The sequence below is a fragment of the Desulfoluna butyratoxydans genome (assembly GCF_900699765.1).
In the GTDB taxonomy this organism is placed as follows: domain Bacteria; phylum Desulfobacterota; class Desulfobacteria; order Desulfobacterales; family Desulfolunaceae; genus Desulfoluna; species Desulfoluna butyratoxydans.
The window spans coordinates 462,642-478,960 of record NZ_CAADHO010000001.1; the positions used below are offsets into that span (position 1 = coordinate 462,642).

The window sequence follows — 16,319 nt, forward strand, 5'->3', positions numbered from 1 at the left end:
CATGGGATGCATTCGTCTACAGTCAACGTTACGAAATACCGGATCGGCCCGCCCGGGCAGTAAAGCCCCATCACCGAGCCGTACCCGAATCATGTGCATCCCCGTTTGTCCCCTGTGCCCATAGTCTACCATAAAGCAGGTGACGGATCTCGGATTTTACGCTCCGAATAAATCGTACAAGGAGAGCCCATGACCACCGGCGCACTGTCCGGCATCACCGTCCTCGACCTGTCCCGACTCCTTCCCGGCCCCTGGTGCACCATGATGCTCGCCGATCACGGCGCACGGGTCATCGCCCTTGAAAATCCGCGCTACGCCTCCCAGGGAGCCTTTCCGGACCTCATCAACCGCAACAAAGAGCACATGGGCCTCGACCTGAAGTCCGACACAGGCAGAGCCATCTTCCTGAAGCTGGCCGCCCGGGCCGATGTCATCGTAGAGGGCTTCCGACCCGGCGTCACAGATCGCCTGGGTGTGGGATACGACCACGTCAAAGCGGTCAACCCCGGCATTGTCTACTGCTCCATCACCGGCTACGGCCAGACCGGCCCCCTGCGCGACACGCCGGGCCACGACATCAACTACCTGAGCGCAGCAGGGGCCCTGGACCTCATGGGGTCCAGAGAAGCCCCCCATGTCCCCGGGTTGCAGGTGGCCGACATCGCCGGAGGCAGCTTAAGCGCTGTTTCCGGGATCCTTCTGGCCCTCTTCCACCGGGAGCGCACCGGCCGGGGCCAGTTCATCGACATCTCCATCACCGACGGCACCTTGGCCCTCATGCACCTGGCCCTCAACATCAGCCAGGAGACAGGCAAAGAGCCCGCGCGCTGCGACACCCTCCTCTCCCACCGTTACGCCTTTTACAACACCTACGAAACCGCCGACGGAAAATTCGTCGCCCTGGGCGCCTTGGAGCCCAAGTTCTGGGTCGCCTTCTGCCGCGCCACGGGCCTGGAGCGCTTTGAGGCCCTGCAGTTCGACGACAACAGACGGGAAGAGATCATCCAGGCCGTGGGCGACCTCATCAAGTCCAAATCACTGGCCCACTGGTCTGAGCGATTCAACGCCATGGACCTCTGCTGGAGCCCGGTGAGTTCCCTCTCCGAGGCCATGGACAGCAGACTGTTCCGGGAACGAGAGATGGTGGTGGAATCTCGAAACCGCAACGGGAAGCCCGCAAAGACCATTGGCGTTCCCGTCAAACTCAGCGAAACACCCGGGAGCATCCGCACCGCCCCCTTCTCCTTTGGAAAGAACACAGACACATTGCTCACGGAGCTGGGCTACACCCCGGAAGAGATCCAAACCTTTAAAGAAGCGGGCGTCACCTGAAGGAATCGGGAATTGTAAATTAGCAGTATAGCAGGGGACAGGCTCTTTATGTTGAACGCATAACGCATTGTGTAGGGCAGCCCCCCACCTTCCGTTCGGCGTCGGCATAGCGAAATCGTTCAAAAGGAATGTATCTTTGTATATCGAAACAGACAGACTGGAATTAAAGCCCTTTCGCCTTGACTATGCAGAGGCATTTGCAAAAGCGCTTCAATACCCTGAGATTTATGCCTATCTTCCGGAGGATGTACCGTTCCTCAAAGATATTGAGGCCATCATCAAGTGGTTCATCAAAAGAGACCAGGACAACATGGAGACTGGTTTTACCGGAACAAACCTGTCGATCCACCTGAAAGAGACCTGTGAAATCATAGGGTGGTGCGGGTTGCAGCCCTTTGAGCCGGAGCCCTGTAAAACAGAAATCTTTTATGGGCTGACGCCGGTATACTGGAACAAAGGCCTCATAACCGAAGCGGCATCTGCTGTTCTGGATTATGGCTTTTCCGGCGTACACATGGAAGAGATCGTTGCAGGCGTCAAACCGCAAAACATCGCCTCCATACGGGTTTTGGAAAAAATCGGGATGAGATACGTAAAAACCCTCCGCCACGTTCCAAACGGGTCGGAATTTTATGCAAACGAATGGGTCTATGCATTCACAAAGGACCGATATTTTGGTACGAAACCATAACAGGGGCCATGTGGTAAAAACAAACGCATTCACTGCACGTCAGAGGCATCATGAACATCTTGATTGTCTGCTATTCCCGAACCGGTTGTACCGAAAAGCTTGCAGAACGCATTGCCCATGAGCTCTCATCACGCGGCCATGCTGTCGCACGGGATTTCCTTGAGGTTGAAAGCGAAAAAAGCTGCTGGAGCCTTCTTTTCCGGCAGATCCACCAATACCCTCTGGTTGGTCTCTCTTTGATCAGCGCCTCTTTTTACCATTGGTGGCTCAACATCTACCATCAGCCGGAAGACGATATTCATCCACCGATGTTTCCGGATGTGTCAGGGTTTGATCATGTTTGTATAGGCGGCCCCAAATGGGCTTACACATCCTACCCCATTGCGCGATACCTCAAAAAGATCAAGGGACTTCAACACAAGCCCGTAAGTGCCTTTGCCACCTTTGGGGGGCCGCCCCTGAAAAGATTTGAGCTTGATTTTATCTTCACCCCCATGAACCGGCAAATTCAAAACGCCGGAGGATCACTTGTCTCGACCTTGGGGCTTTCCAGCAATTACCATGAACTTCACTTAATCGGGATTTTCAGGCTGTTTTCCCAACTTGTTCTCCGGCGCCCCCTTCGCTCCTTTACCGTTGACAGCGATTACGGAAGACAAGAGTTAACATCATTTTGTAACAAAATTGAGCAGGAGACCTCACGACATTCAAGCAAAGCCTGCATCTAACCTTTCGTCCCCCCCATTCACCGTAACGGCGCAAAAATAACGCGCCATCCACAACCACCCAACCCGGACATGTCACAAACGCGCGCCCCATAGTCAAGGCAGCAGAGCTGCAAAGGATGTGATCTACCTGAAAATCCTGGCAACGCTGAAGAGAAATGGAGTGCTCCTGGATTGTATTTTGAAGCACCCGTATGTTTCTTATAAAACCAACGGCAATAATCCACCGCTGATTTGGGCAGACCGTTTTCCCACGGATTATCCGGGTAAAGCAAAAAGGAGGGTACACATGAAACAGATCAATACCTGTGTTTTGACGGTTGTTCTTCTCAGCTTTATTACTGCCGGACCTCTTTGCGGAACACCCTGTCATGCCGGTATGGAGGGTGCCGACAGCATGCATGGAGATACTGCCTCATCCGACACCACACCGCTTCCCGGCCCAGGCTCTTCGGGTGTGGAGTCATCGAAAATCTTCCTCTCGGCTGCCTGTCCAACCGTACTGATACGAACCGATGGCAAACCCTTTGTCCTCAGCACCGACCACATCATGAGACACCCCGTAGCCCGCTTGCTCAAGCAACGTAACGGCAAGGAACTGGCGAAACTTTCATTGGAGGCAGGCAGCCTGCTGGGGGGTGTTTACGCGTTTCTTGATAGTCAGGACCGCCTGGTCATGGTGGACGGACGCCAACGGATCATCCGCATTAAAGCTGAAAAGACGAATGGTCTTCATGGCCCCACATGGTCACTGGCAATTGATGAAACCGCCACCATATCTTCTGCTGTCACAGGGCATTGCGGAGGCAGTGACTGTGACTCGGTGGTGAGCATCAGCCCCGGCACAGCCGGAACGATCTGGTTCGCCACCCAACACTCCGTGGTCGGCATATATGATACGGCAGAAGGGTCAACGTCTTGGTTAAAACTTGCCGATGACGAACGCATTGACAATTCCTTTTCCACAACCTCATGCGGCAGGGCAGCCATCGTAACCAGCAAGGCTCTTTATGTGTTATGGCAAGACACGGCCAACCAGCCGCATATTGCCTGGCGTCATGGATACGATGCGGGTACGGCTCGCAAGCCGGGCCAGTTAAGCCACGGCAGCGGCGCCACGCCCACATTTTTCGGCCCGATGACCGGGACGGACTACGTCATGATAACGGACAACGCAGACAGCGGCATTTCCCTTATAGTGCGCGACACCGAGGACGGCCATCTGCTTTGCCGCAAATCGCTGTTTACCCCACCCCTTAATTCCGGGACGGAAAACTCAGCCATCGGCATCAACAATACAGTGATTGTTGCATCCACATACGGCTACCCCTACCCCAAATATCCGGAAGGGGCCGGAGACTCTGTTCCCAAGAAAGCCGATTTTCCCGGCGGCATGGTACGTATTGATATCAATGACTGTGACGAGCCATGCGAGGCATGCTGTGTCATCTGGGAAAACAACCTTCGCTCTGCCGCTGTTCCGAAGTTATCAACAGCCGACGAGCTGATCTACACCATCGAACGCCGGGCGCCATCGGAAGGGCCCAACACAACCGGCGTTGACAGTTATTATTTCTCTGTCGTTGATTTCCATACCGGCGAGGTTCTGGATAAAAGCGAAAAAATCCACTTCGGGCTATTCGGGGACACCTTGCAGATGGCGGGAAACATCGGCCAGGATGGTGTTTACTGGCAAGGCACGTTAAGTGGCGTCGTGCGCATCACCGGGTTGCACTGATATTCCAAGGGCTCCGGGAGTGTTTTTTAAAGACAGGCTCTGTATATACCCAGCTCTCCCCCCCGGCGACACATATCGCTTGCCGGACAGGCCGGACGCTCCCCTTGTCCGGCTCCATCAGGCATGCTAATTTATTGTTTCATTGGAACATTTCGCATCTCTTATGGAGACCTGTCAATACGTCTGGCCCCCTCTGAGATGCACGCCCGTGTCGGGTGTTCACAAACCAAAAGATGACGAAATGTTCGCCGCTTCGCAATGAGCCTTGTTACCATCAGGTTATCGGGTATTTGATGCGTTCGGCGAAAGCATTGCACACAAGGACACCACAAGCCATCTCAAAACAGACAGCGTGTTCATCGGTTTCAATCTCTATGACGCAAGACGGACAGGACCGCCGCCATGCGGATGACTCATCCCTTTTCATGCCAGCCCCCCACCCGGTTTTCGATTTACGCAGGCGAAACGTCTATTTTCAGGTGGCTTCTGAAAAAGAGGACAAAACCATGCGTTTAGCAGATATCGTACAACGAGGCTGGGATGCGGTCGGCAGCGGAAATTATGATGCCTTGGTGGCAGATTACGTAAAAGATATGACATTCATCATGCCGGGCCAGACCGATACCCTCAAAGGGCGAGAGGCGTTCCGTACGGCGCTGGATCACCTTGGAGAGATTCTTCCACCAGGATTTGAAATCACGGGGCTGCGCCAGCTGGAAGGAGAAGGCGAAGTCGTCTCAATCCTTGAATGGAAATCCCAAAAAATTGCAGGATCCCAACTATCCGTCCTGTTCAAGTTCCAAGGCGACAAAATCTACGAAGAGCGGTGGTTCATAGACACCGAGCAATGGAAAAAGGCATTCTGAACCGGGGCATTTCATGTTCATGTCGGCTTATCTGATTCAAATTCGGATTCGGATGGGGACAGGCTCTTTATGTTTTGTGTTTTGTGCTGGACATGTGACACATTCCGTGAATAAGTTAATTTCATCTTTATCATATCCAAATAATACAATATTCCATATAGTCCCAAGTCATCTTAAACCTCATACTCCGCAAAGCCAGGAAGGAGGGTGTCGTGCCGCGAATTCCACGTTTTGTCGTTACGGATCCAGGACAAAAAGCCGCGTATCATGTTATCAGCAGAACCGCTTTGGACGGTCTTCCCTTTGGGGATATCGAAAAAGAGGAGCTGATGCGAATCATCCAAAAATTTTCAAAGGTCTACTGTGTAGATGTGCTGGGATTTGCCATCATGGGCAACCATTTTCACCTGCTGATCGAGGTAAGTCCCGGCGCCATGCTCTCCGATGAGGAAGTGCGAAGGCGATTCAAGCACCTTTATGGTCAGAATGCAGCGTTTCCGGAAGCACGGTTGGGAGAATATCGAGAAAGGTTCTGCAGCCTGTCGGCTTACGTCAAGGACATCAAACAACGGTTTTCGTGCTTTTACAACAAACGTAAAAAGCGAAAGGGAACCCTCTGGGGAGAACGATTCAAGAGCGTGATTGTTGAGCAGGGAAACACGTTGATCCATTGTCTCGCATATATCGATTTAAATGCCGTTCGAGCCGGTATTGTGAAACGACCGGAAGATTACCGCTGGAGTTCCATCGGGTACCATGCCCAGACCGGCAACAGGGACAGATTTCTTTCATCGGATTTTGGGATGCCTGATGAGGCAGTGGAAACGCCATTGATGAGGCTCAAAACGTACCGGAAATACCTGTATCACTTGGGAGCCATCGAAAAAAGTGGCAAAGCAAGCATATCCCAAAAGGTGCTGAAGGAAGAGACCGCAGAAGGGTTCGAAATGAACCGCGTGAGACGTTTCCGGTACAGATCACGATACTTTACAGATTCTGGAATTATCGGATCCCGGGCTTTTGTGGAGACACATTACCAGACATTCAAGGCCCATTTTCATGGAACCCGGGATAAAATTCCAAAGCGAGTTAAAGGCGTTGAGGGGATGTATTCCCTGAAACGTCTGGCAGAGCTCTGAACCCGGACACTGACGCAACAGAGCCTGACAAAACATTGGTACATTAGGCATCCTGAAGGCCTCCCCCAAAGCCCACGGGATGAGCTGTGCCCGATTTGTCCCCACCCCCTGACCCGTTAGCGTTTCAACCCCCTTTCCCAAGATTCAAGCAACGCAAACCTCGACTTCATGTTCATGACGTGCATGATGTGCAGGGTCCATGGCTCTGTTATGCTTTCAGTGTTGCATAAAGAGCCTGTCCCTTTTACTCCCTTGCCTCCAATCTCTCCTTATGCTAAACCGCTGTAAGTCAAAGAAGATAAACCGGCGCAGGGTTGTCCGTATCCCCATGCCGGGCATGCGACACACGCACCATGGCCCCCGAGACCATGTGACCTGTCTTTTGGCGTCCCCCCCCGGCTGAGGTCGAAGGCCCAAAGGGCAAGCGGATCAGCCCGTGACCAACCTGAAAAATGAATCGGTGACAGACCATGACGGACCCGTCTAAGAAACACGGCTTTTTCAGCCTGAACGAGCTCATCACAACCGACCTGGAAGCTGCCAAAGCGTTTTATGGCAACCTGTTTGGGTGGCGCTTTGCCGAGACCAAAACGATCTACGGAAACCGATACCTCACGGCCTTTAAAGATGGTGCCTTTGTGGGAGGGATGATGCTCAAGGAGGGCAACGTCCCCGATGATGTTGCCCCCTGCTGGGACCCTTATCTTTCGGTTGACGATGTCGAGCTGTCGGCAAAACAGGCCGAGGAACTCGGCGGAGAGATTGTTCTTCCGCCCACGGACATTCCCAACGTGGGTCGTTTCTGCGTCGTAAAGGATCCGCAAGGGGTCAGCTTTAATCTCATTGAGCACAAAGACCAGGCCTAAGCCCTGTATCTTGTCTAATGAGGCCTTTACATCGTACCCATTCAACTCCAAATAACAGCCTCCGGCGGCAAGGTGTGCCACCTTGAAAGCAGGTAGCGGATGCGTTTTGCCCCTCGTTCCTCGGGACAAATCACACCCGCCTTTAAACGACATTCATTCAAACGTATTTTTTATGCCCTGTTTGTTCTACTTTTTTAAAGTTTAGCCCCGCCAGGGCAAGCAGATGCATAAGCTGAACAGTGATAAAACATCATTGTTTTGATTCGATGGTTTTCTCATGAATTATGCGGGCTACAATGCGCTTCAGCCTCGTCTCTCAATGCCTTTGGGGAAGGAAACAGCCATGCCGGTTATGGGTGTTGTAGAAATTCTCATTCAGATTTACCTTGGCGTTCATGCCGGAAAGTCAGGCAGATACGGTTGGATTTTCATCATTCTCTTTTTCCCTGTTATCGGTTCCCTCATCTATTTTTTCGTCGAGTACCTCCCTGAAATACAGATGAAGAGAAACATTATAAAAGCGAAAAAACCCAAAAAGTTGCCGGGCATCAACGAGTTGAAGAGACAACTTGAATTGACGGACAACGTCAACAATCGCCTGGCACTTGCCAGAGCCTACTTTCAAACAGGGCAGTTCGAAGCATCCATCGAACTTCTAAAAGAGTCCCTGAAAGGTGTATATGCCCGTGATTTACACATCATTGAAGGGCTCTGTTACTCATATTTCCACAACAATGATCATGCAAACGCCATGACATTCATACACAAATATCGCACCATCAATAATGGGACTCTTCCTGAGAACCTTCAAAACCTTCAGGAAAAACTGAGGGAATAACGATGAAAACTCGCAATATTTCAGCCCTTGAGCCCTTTGGGAACGCCCTCCTTGCCTACTGGCGGGGGGACAGGGGTGCCCGGCTCGACCATGAATACAGATCCGGGCGCGTGGCCTCCATCCCGGTTTCCGAATTTTTCCGAAACCCGGAGGCGTTCTACCCCACGGAAAAGGTTCTCCCGTGGTGCCGCGGCCGGATCCTGGTCGTGGGCGCCGGAGGTGGGGTCCATGCGGTGACGCTTCAGGAATCAGGACATAAGGTCACGGCCGTGGAGGTCAACCCCCAGGCCGTTGAGATCCTTTCAGAACGCGGGATAACAGACATCAGGCAATGCGATTTTTTCGAGATGCCGGAAGAGGCCTTCGACACCATCCTCATGCTGGGGCACACCATCGGCATCTGCGAAACCATCAGCCGGATCCCCGTATTGCTGAGCACATGCACCTCCCTTCTTGCCCCCGGAGGCCAGCTGCTCGCCAACTCCGTGGACGACTCCCTGAGCCAGGGGGCCACCGACAGCCCTGGCTACCCGGGAGAACTAGAATTCCGCCTCTCATTCAAAGGCCAGTCCGGCCCCTGGATGCGCTGGCTGCACGTGGATTTCGGCACCTTGTCAGAGAAGGCCTCAGACTGCGGATGGAACACGGAAAGGCTGGAGAAAACAAAAAATGGAGAATTTCTGGCCCGGCTGACACATATATGACACCATTCCGCAAAAAACACCCACCGTACCCGAACCACCGAAAGGTTCGGGGTATCTATTACCCGTCCCCCCCCATTTACCTGACTCCCCCTCATACACCTCTCTTCAAAGGAGCCCCAATGAATTTGCTCAAAAAACTCTGGAAGTTGCTCAACAGTCCCATCATCGTCGTAGCCATTGCCCTGTCCATCTGGCCTGTTTTTACGGCTCTGACCGCGCAGTATGCAATTTCAAAACTCACCTCACAAACCATTAACGCCATCTCCAACGCCTTTCACACCCTCGATGAAAACAAATCTGATGAGATAGGATCATTCCTCGCTATCAAAGAAAACGTCAATTTCAGCAACGTCAACTACACGTTCTCCGATTGGCCCACCAAAGAAAAACTGGTGGCAACCATTACCAACGATTCGAACCAACCCCTGAATGAAATCATGCTGAATGTCTCATTTTATGATGCACAGGATAATCTCATTGACGTCCAGGACAACACCTGGCTCAGCAATATCAAGATCCTGCAGCCGGGCGAGTCCCATAATTTCAGCATTAAGCGTTCCCTGGGAACTATTCAAGCAACCGACGAAGAGGTGTCCGAAAGGCGGTCAAACCGAGTCGAAATCCACCTTTCCTCGGCAAAGGAGTTTAAAATCTAAAGTGCAGACCATGGCGGCAACCAGGCTCAACGTGTCCCCGCCCGATTGCCTTGCCCTGGAAGACTCAGGCAATGGCGTCAAATCCGCCGTATCGGCCGGGATGACCGTGGTGCAGATTCCCGATATGACACAGCCCACGGAGGACCTCCTGGCCCTTGGGCACATTGTCCTGAAAGATCTGGCTGAGGTTCTCCAGTATCGTTTTTAAAGACACAGAAGACGTCATATGATTAAACATACGACTCTCAGCACCAAGGCCGGCATGGAAAAAAAATGAAACCAGTCATTCAAGAAGAGACAACAGGATGCGGCATTGCTGCCTGTGCGGCTCTGGCGGGTATCGGCTATCAGGAGTGCAGAACAATCGCCAACCGCATGGGAATTTTAGCAGGCGACAAGGCATTATGGTCTCAGACAGGGCATGTCAGACAGCTCCTCTCTGAACTGGGGGTACCGGTGGAACAGGCTGAAATCCCCTTTACCGGTTGGGAGGAGCTGCCGGACAAGGCACTGCTGGCCATCAAATGGCGTATGGAAGACGGCAAGCCGTTCTGGCACTGGGTGGTCTTTGCCAGGCAACACACAGGGTCCGTTGTCCTTGATTCCAAAAAGGGGCTCAAACACAACACACGCCGCGACTTTGGCCGCATGAAACCCAAGTGGTACATTCCGGTCTGTTCTTAGCCTGAGCCTGCAAGCCCCCCCTCTTGGTGGCATCACTTGCGAGGTTTATGTAAAGGCATGGATAACACCGCACCCATGACAGCCTGAAATATATGATCATTTGCCCTATGAGCAGAAAACCGGTAGACTGTGTTATCGGCTCTGTTTTATAAACCGACTCCAAAACCAGCCCCCCGCTCATCGGCACCCCGCTCAAAACAAGGCCATCATACCCTCGGGCTCGCTCCAGTGACCAGCCACCAGCCCGAATGACCCCGAAGGCCTTGTGTGACTTCAGCCAGCGACAAATTCACCTCACGCCCCACCCTCTCATCACTGAAACTGGTCCCCCAGGACCTCGTTACCATGCACACCCGGTACACCGAGTTCCCATCGACTGGGCGACCCACCTTCCTGGCCCCGCCTGCTTTCTGGTCTCCCCAGAGCTTACAGGGCTCTTCGGGTGACCCGGCTTTGAGCCGACACAGCACACCTTGTTTACGCTGTTGGTTTTCACCACAGCCGTTTTCTTAGCCCGGATATTTCACGAAGGGTGAAAAATGCGACCAGAAAATGTTGAATAACATTTTGCATTTTTCAAACGTCTAAGCCTTCCCAAGTAAACTCTTGCAATCATGAATTATTTATCTACCCCCATCGTTTTCTCAAGAAATATCCGGGTTAGACAAATCGTTTGCATGACCCAGGCAGTTGCTCCCCATCCCAGGCGTGTTTCTTCTTAACCCCGGAATGAAAGGAGGCACCCATGAATATTGAACACATGGCAAATTACGGCAACGGGCTCGTGGACTCCCTTGCAGGCCCTGAGTTCCAAAAGATCGAAAAAAAGATGTTCTGCCAGATCTTGGGCGTCTTGCGCCGCGAGGTAGGAATCAGGGGCATTCCCAAGGTGCTCTACCGGTGGCGCGACGAAGTGAAGCACATGAAACAGGCTGACTGGCTCGCCCTGGAAAAAAGAGGCGCACCCCGGGCGGTCATTGAGTCGACCTTTGACTTCATCGCCCTGATGAAGGTATTGGATGAACGGTTCGGCATGGAAAAGGCCAGGGACCTGGTGACGGATATCCACGAACGGACAGAGGCGGCGCTGCTGAAAACAGGCTCGGCCGTCAACCTTTTTGCGGTTCCGGTAAGCGACCTCAAGGCTTGTGATGACAGCTTCCGATCCTTTGCCGAGTACACCAAGGCCCAGGTCCAGGCAGCGGTTGAGGAAGGGCTCCACCACACGGAGATCATCGAGGACACAAAAAACGCCCTCTCCTTTCACATCCATTTCTGTGTTATCCATGAGGTTGCCAAAGCTTACGGCAACCCCGCCTGGAGCTTTCCCTGGTGCAGAATCGACAACGTCGTGTATCCCAAGATGGGCGACCGGCTCAACTTTACCTTTACCCGACGGGGCACCCTCCCCACCGGCTCACACACGTGTGATTTTCGGTTTGAACGAAGCAACGGATACAGTTGCAAAGGAACTGAAGCGTGAACCTCATTATGTTTGATATCGACGGCACCCTCATCCAATCGTGCGGGTTTGACGCGGAATGCTACCTCCAGGCCGTCAAAAAAGTAACCGGGGTGGAGCTGAACACAGACTGGACGCAATACACCCACATCACGGACGCGGGCATTCTGGATGAATTCCTTACCATGGAAGGGCTCCATGAAAACCGGGCGACCCTTCACCGGCAGGTCAGAGAGGAGTTCACCCACCTGGTGGCCTCCCACCTGAAGAGTTCGCCAGTCCGGGAGGTGGACGGGGCCGTGGACTTTTTGGACCTGCTGCGGACACGGGATGATGTGGAGATCGCCCTTGCCACGGGCGGTTGGGAAGAGACGGCAAAGGCCAAGCTCCGGTCAGCCGGATTCGATCCGTCGGACGTGGCCTTTGCCTCCTGCTCCGACCACGTGGAGCGGACCCGGGTCATGCAGACCGCCGAGTCCCGCTGCAGGCACTCTGAATTTACCACCAGAACCTATTTCGGTGACGGGCCCTGGGACAAAGAAGCGAGCAGAAAACTCGACTACCAGTTTATCCTCGTGGGCAACGGCCTCTGCCACACCAAACAGGTGGACCATTTCAGGGATGCCGAATCCGTGTTGTCGCTTATCGGCATTTAGTCAAAAGCCTGCCCTTACAAGTGTTAACACACAAACTGCAACAAACCGTTTTCGGCCTGTTTTTTAGTCTCTCCGGGCGAGCCAACCGGCCTCAACCCATGAAATACCAATGCTAAGCATCAATACCGAGGACATATGTTTTCCATCAATCGACAAGTCATCATCAAGCCTCAACAGCCCTATCTCGACTGGGTGAATTCTCTCCATGGCTCGGATGAGCACATGGCGCTTGAGGATCTATGGACTTGGCCTGATCATTTTCTCATGACATATCCGGGATAGAAGTGGCCCCCCACGAGTCATCCCAGTTCAAAGGAGGTGACGCCGTACAGCCGGTCCAGGGAGATCTCCGGGGCATCCCCTGTGTACATCCGCGCGGTCTCAAAGACGACATCCATTTGGTGGCGGGTTGCAAGGGCCACGGCCTCGCGGTTTACCTCCGGGACATCGAGATATACGGGCTCCGAAGGCGGCACCCCGGCTTTCAACGCAAGAAAAAGGGTCTCCGCCACCTCGGGCGTGTCCGCCATGAGGGGGCCAATCTTAAACCCTCGCTGGCAGGGCCGAATGACTCCGTACCCTTCAATGGAGCCATTTTTCACCACCCCCAGGGCCGTGCTCTGGGGCTGAAAAATCCAGGCACTGAGAAACCGGGAGCGCTCTTCAGGAAAAAAGGGACGGTCATAGGCCTCTATCGCTTGAAACGGCAGCGCGGTAAGGGGCTGAAGTCCGCCGTCTGCGGAGAGGTGTCCCCCGCCGCGCCCCTCGTACCGAACATTCCGATACGCCAGCTTAAAGCCGGACTTTTTATAGTTGTCCTGCTGGGCAACCACGCCGTCCAGCCCCACGTTCCGTCCCTGGAGCCAGCCCAGTCCGGCATTCCATATCTGCATACCGAACCCTTTCCCGCGGTGTTCCGGCTTGACAATATAAAAGCCAAGGAACCCGAACCTGTCCCCATAAGAGACGGCTGAAAGGGTGGCCACCGGCTCCCGGTCCACTTCTCCGATAAAAAAGCCGTTGGAATCCGCCGCAAAAAAACTCTCGGCATCGTGTATTCCCGGGTTCCACCCCTCCATGGCCGCCCACGCAACGGCCATATCCATATCTCGTCGAGTCATGGTCCTGACGGCAAACCTTGCTGAAGACATACGCCCCCCTCCCTCATGTGTTTCCGTTTACCTGCCCATACGGCAACGATCCGAACGGCCTCCGTTCGCACCCGAAGCCCTCGTGTAACTATATATTTTTTAGCTATTTACGCAAGAAAGAGAAGACAAGCACAGTGAAAAGAAAGACGGCCGGGAAAAAGAAGCAAAAAAGTCTCCCCAGAGTACCACCGACACCCTTCTGTCATGCACCATGCCCTGCTCACTCTTTCCTGTTTACCATTTCTCCTTCATCCCCCAGGAAAAACTTGCCAAATAGCTCAAACATGCCTACGCTGTCTTCCACTTTTTCTTTCACACGATCACGCCCTTGTGCCGCTTCCCGGCCGCAGGGGCTGCGGACCTAGCCAACACGGAAATGACCATGGACATACGTTACAGAATCATGAAAAAGGGCGACGAGCACCGTGCCTGCGCCCTTGTTGAAACAGTCTTCAACGAATTGGTGGCCCCCGGATACAGCCCCGAGGGCATCGGAGAATTTTTCAAATACGCCTCACCGGAGGCCATGGCAGCCAGGTCCGACACAGGCCAGGTGGCGGTGGTTGCAGAGCACGAAGGCGACATGGTGGGGGTTATCGAGATGGTCGCCTACAGCCATGTCTCCCTGCTCTTTGTGGGACGCCGCGGCCAGGGAATCGCCAGGGAGCTGTTTCGCATCGCCCTGGAAGCGTGCCGAAGCATGAACCCTGAGCTGTCGGAGGTCACGGTCAACTCGTCGACCTATGCCCGTGCAGCCTATGAAAAACTCGGCTTCACCCCCACAGGCCCGCAGCAGGAAAAAAGCGGCATCGTCTTTGTGCCCATGGTCTGCAACGTGAATTGACCTGCGCCATCACCGGCATGTTGACATCAAGATGACGGGGCATAACAAAAGCGGCCCTGTCATCTTTCCTTACAGTTCACCCGCGATTTACGCCAAAAATGAGAGGCAGATACCATGACCCCCATGACCATTTCCATCAGCCAGTCCACGTCAAACACATCATCCGTTTCGGGCAGCCTGTATGGTTCGGGCACAACGGCCGTCATCCTCTCCAACATGGACACCAACGATCAGCGGGAGTGGGAGCCCGTGGTAGAGGCCCTGGCCTCGGGCCCCCACATGGTGGTGACCTATGATTATCCGGGGTTTTCCCTTGATCAGTCCCACATCCTTGAAGCGGTCATCTCCCATGTGGCTTCCATGGGTGCCACCCGCTTCCTCCTTGCCGGGGCGAGCAGGGGCGGTGTCGCCTCTCTCAAGGTGGCCTCAAGACGTCCCCATGACGAGAAGATCGTGGGCGTCGCAGCCCTTTCAGCGCCCATTGAGCATGAAGGGTCCGTTTTTTACACCGCCGAAGAGTTAAAGGCCATCGCCGTTCCCAAGCTGCTGGTCAACTCCGAGGGGGATGACGGCGCAGCAGACAACCATCGCATGCTCACCCTGTTTAACGCTCCCAAAACCCTCGCCATCTACCCTGGCGACGGCCATGGCACCCAGATATTCGACGAGCATAAAGAGGCTGCGGTTGAAGCCCTGGTAAGCTTCATCAACCGTGCTTTTTCCGCCTGACCCGGATATTTCATGAGAAAACGGCTAAAGGCCAAAATAGATACATAACGTTTTATTATAGTCTCTTATGGCGAAAGTTTGAGATGTTTCAAAAAAGGCCTCAATGCCTGCTTCTCTCCCATGGCATTGGGGCCGTCCCTTTTCCTCGCCTTTTCATATTGAGACAGATTTCATGAAACTGACCCCACGCTTCACAACAGTTCCAAACCACACAACACAAAAAGAAACACCAAACAAAATAAGCACTTGACCTCCATCCCCATGGTATGTGAAATATACATTATCAACAACAGCCTGCCTTATTTCATCACCAAGCAACACTTCCATGCACGTGTACCCAGAACCCGGTCTACGGGTCACCAAACAGGAGGACCGCACATGAAACGCCATCTCGTTAAAGTTGGTATTCTCATCATGGTTTTGGTTGCGATACCTGTTTTTTCCCTGGCAGTAAGGGAAGATTCATCACGATGCGATTGCTGGTATTATGGCTTTGACGCCCAGAAAAAAGGCCACGGAATAGGGGGAGACGGACCCGGAGGGACAAAGGACGACTGCGACCTCATCGGCCAGAAAATGGAGTGGGAAGACGGCTGGTACACGGCCAAGGCAAAAGAGAAAAGAAAGTGCCCCTACAAAACCAAGTAGGCGACCCAGCAACAGCATGATCCAGGGGCAGGCAAAACACGCCTGCCCCTAGTGCTGCTGTATCCTCTCTCCTGCCCCACCCCTCCACTCCCCACGGTATTCCCCACCCCCCAGGTCAATCTTGCCAAAGCCCTAAAAGGGCAGTAAACTTCAAGTTATCGTCGTGGGCTCAGGCCCCTTTAACCATTTCGGACTGAACGGAGGCACCGACATGCCCCAGGACCCCATCAAGGCCTTTGACAGGTACAGGCAACTGTTCGTTGAGCATGTCATCGACATGGAGCGCAATGAAACGGGCCGAACGCCGACGCTCTCCCCGTTGGAGGTGTGCTTTCTGGGCAGGGCAGATGTTGAAGAGGGGTTCCCCTACACCGAGCTGATCTACGGCATCCGCTTTGACTCCGACATTCGGTTTTACCCGAAAACCATCCTGGCCATTGAAAAGTGGGTGGATGTCTCCTCCTGCAGGCTTGTGAGCCACGACCCGTCCACCGACACCTATCATTTTGAGATCAAGCTCCTTCGACGCAACCCGGAGTCATAACAAGCCATGGAGCCCTTGGCAGCGGGCTCCTTTCTGCTTATTTGCA

19 protein-coding genes are annotated in these 16,319 nt (G+C 53.5%); 18 read left to right on the plus strand and 1 reads right to left on the minus strand.

The annotated features are described in order from the left end of the window. Window positions 1-189 precede the first annotated feature (189 nt). The 14 genes from MSL71_RS02040 (at window position 190) to MSL71_RS02105 (ending at window position 12,357) form a co-directional block, all read left to right on the plus strand. Complete coding sequence (locus MSL71_RS02040; RefSeq protein WP_180137002.1) at window positions 190-1,332, plus strand: CaiB/BaiF CoA transferase family protein; 1,143 nt, start codon at window positions 190-192, stop codon at window positions 1,330-1,332. A gap of 136 nt (window positions 1,333-1,468) precedes the next feature. Next, a complete protein-coding gene (locus tag MSL71_RS02045; protein WP_180137003.1) occupies window positions 1,469-2,023 on the plus strand; it encodes a GNAT family N-acetyltransferase in 555 nt (184 codons plus the stop codon). A 50-nt stretch (window positions 2,024-2,073) separates the two neighbouring features. Beyond that, window positions 2,074-2,751, plus strand: a complete 678-nt coding sequence (locus tag MSL71_RS02050; protein ID WP_180137004.1) for a flavodoxin family protein — start codon at window positions 2,074-2,076, stop codon at window positions 2,749-2,751. Between the two features lie 286 nt (window positions 2,752-3,037). After that, a complete protein-coding gene (locus tag MSL71_RS02055; RefSeq protein WP_180137005.1) occupies window positions 3,038-4,486 on the plus strand; it encodes a hypothetical protein in 1,449 nt (482 codons plus the stop codon). A gap of 374 nt (window positions 4,487-4,860) precedes the next feature. Then, the gene (locus tag MSL71_RS02060; protein WP_218950923.1) at window positions 4,861-5,352 is read left to right on the plus strand and encodes a nuclear transport factor 2 family protein; all 492 of its coding nucleotides are present in this window, start codon (window positions 4,861-4,863) and stop codon (window positions 5,350-5,352) included. 212 nt (window positions 5,353-5,564) lie between these two features. Then, a complete protein-coding gene (locus MSL71_RS02065; protein ID WP_218950924.1) occupies window positions 5,565-6,491 on the plus strand; it encodes a transposase in 927 nt (308 codons plus the stop codon). 470 nt (window positions 6,492-6,961) lie between these two features. Beyond that, a complete protein-coding gene (locus MSL71_RS02070) occupies window positions 6,962-7,357 on the plus strand; it encodes a VOC family protein (RefSeq protein ID WP_180137006.1) in 396 nt (131 codons plus the stop codon). A gap of 343 nt (window positions 7,358-7,700) precedes the next feature. Then, entirely contained in the window at window positions 7,701-8,195 is a 495-nt protein-coding gene (locus MSL71_RS02075; protein WP_180137007.1) for a PLDc N-terminal domain-containing protein, read from the plus strand. A gap of 2 nt (window positions 8,196-8,197) precedes the next feature. After that, window positions 8,198-8,899: a class I SAM-dependent methyltransferase gene (locus MSL71_RS02080; protein ID WP_180137008.1), complete on the plus strand. Its 702-nt coding sequence runs from the start codon at window positions 8,198-8,200 to the stop codon at window positions 8,897-8,899. A 119-nt stretch (window positions 8,900-9,018) separates the two neighbouring features. Beyond that, the gene (locus MSL71_RS02085) at window positions 9,019-9,555 is read left to right on the plus strand and encodes an FxLYD domain-containing protein (RefSeq protein ID WP_180137009.1); all 537 of its coding nucleotides are present in this window, start codon (window positions 9,019-9,021) and stop codon (window positions 9,553-9,555) included. A gap of 10 nt (window positions 9,556-9,565) precedes the next feature. Further along, window positions 9,566-9,763 (plus strand): HAD family hydrolase, encoded by a 198-nt coding sequence (locus MSL71_RS02090; RefSeq protein WP_180137010.1) that lies wholly within the window; start codon window positions 9,566-9,568, stop codon window positions 9,761-9,763. Between the two features lie 65 nt (window positions 9,764-9,828). Continuing rightward, window positions 9,829-10,239 carry a hypothetical protein gene (locus tag MSL71_RS02095; protein WP_180137011.1) on the plus strand — a complete coding sequence of 137 codons (411 nt, stop codon included), beginning with the start codon at window positions 9,829-9,831 and terminating at the stop codon, window positions 10,237-10,239. Window positions 10,240-10,984: 745 nt separating this feature from the next. Then, window positions 10,985-11,722, plus strand: a complete 738-nt coding sequence (locus MSL71_RS02100) for an L-2-amino-thiazoline-4-carboxylic acid hydrolase (RefSeq protein ID WP_180137012.1) — start codon at window positions 10,985-10,987, stop codon at window positions 11,720-11,722. Next, entirely contained in the window at window positions 11,719-12,357 is a 639-nt protein-coding gene (locus MSL71_RS02105; RefSeq protein ID WP_180137013.1) for an HAD family hydrolase, read from the plus strand. The genes MSL71_RS02100 and MSL71_RS02105 overlap by 4 nt, the downstream gene beginning before the upstream one ends. 299 nt (window positions 12,358-12,656) lie before the next feature. Here MSL71_RS02105 and MSL71_RS02110 read toward each other — a convergent pair whose 3' ends face one another. Continuing rightward, on the minus strand, window positions 12,657-13,478 hold the full coding sequence (locus MSL71_RS02110; RefSeq protein WP_246317690.1) for a GNAT family N-acetyltransferase: 822 nt from the start codon (window positions 13,476-13,478) through the stop codon (window positions 12,657-12,659). 412 nt (window positions 13,479-13,890) lie between these two features. Between MSL71_RS02110 and MSL71_RS02115 the strand changes: the two genes are divergently transcribed. From MSL71_RS02115 to MSL71_RS02130, 4 genes are all read left to right on the plus strand, one after another. After that, the gene (locus MSL71_RS02115) at window positions 13,891-14,352 is read left to right on the plus strand and encodes a GNAT family N-acetyltransferase (RefSeq protein WP_180137015.1); all 462 of its coding nucleotides are present in this window, start codon (window positions 13,891-13,893) and stop codon (window positions 14,350-14,352) included. Window positions 14,353-14,466: 114 nt separating this feature from the next. Then, window positions 14,467-15,081, plus strand: a complete 615-nt coding sequence (locus tag MSL71_RS02120) for an alpha/beta fold hydrolase (RefSeq protein WP_180137016.1) — start codon at window positions 14,467-14,469, stop codon at window positions 15,079-15,081. 378 nt (window positions 15,082-15,459) lie between these two features. Continuing rightward, window positions 15,460-15,729 carry a hypothetical protein gene (locus tag MSL71_RS02125; RefSeq protein ID WP_180137017.1) on the plus strand — a complete coding sequence of 90 codons (270 nt, stop codon included), beginning with the start codon at window positions 15,460-15,462 and terminating at the stop codon, window positions 15,727-15,729. Between the two features lie 211 nt (window positions 15,730-15,940). After that, window positions 15,941-16,273 carry a hypothetical protein gene (locus tag MSL71_RS02130; protein WP_180137018.1) on the plus strand — a complete coding sequence of 111 codons (333 nt, stop codon included), beginning with the start codon at window positions 15,941-15,943 and terminating at the stop codon, window positions 16,271-16,273. Window positions 16,274-16,319 lie beyond the last annotated feature (46 nt).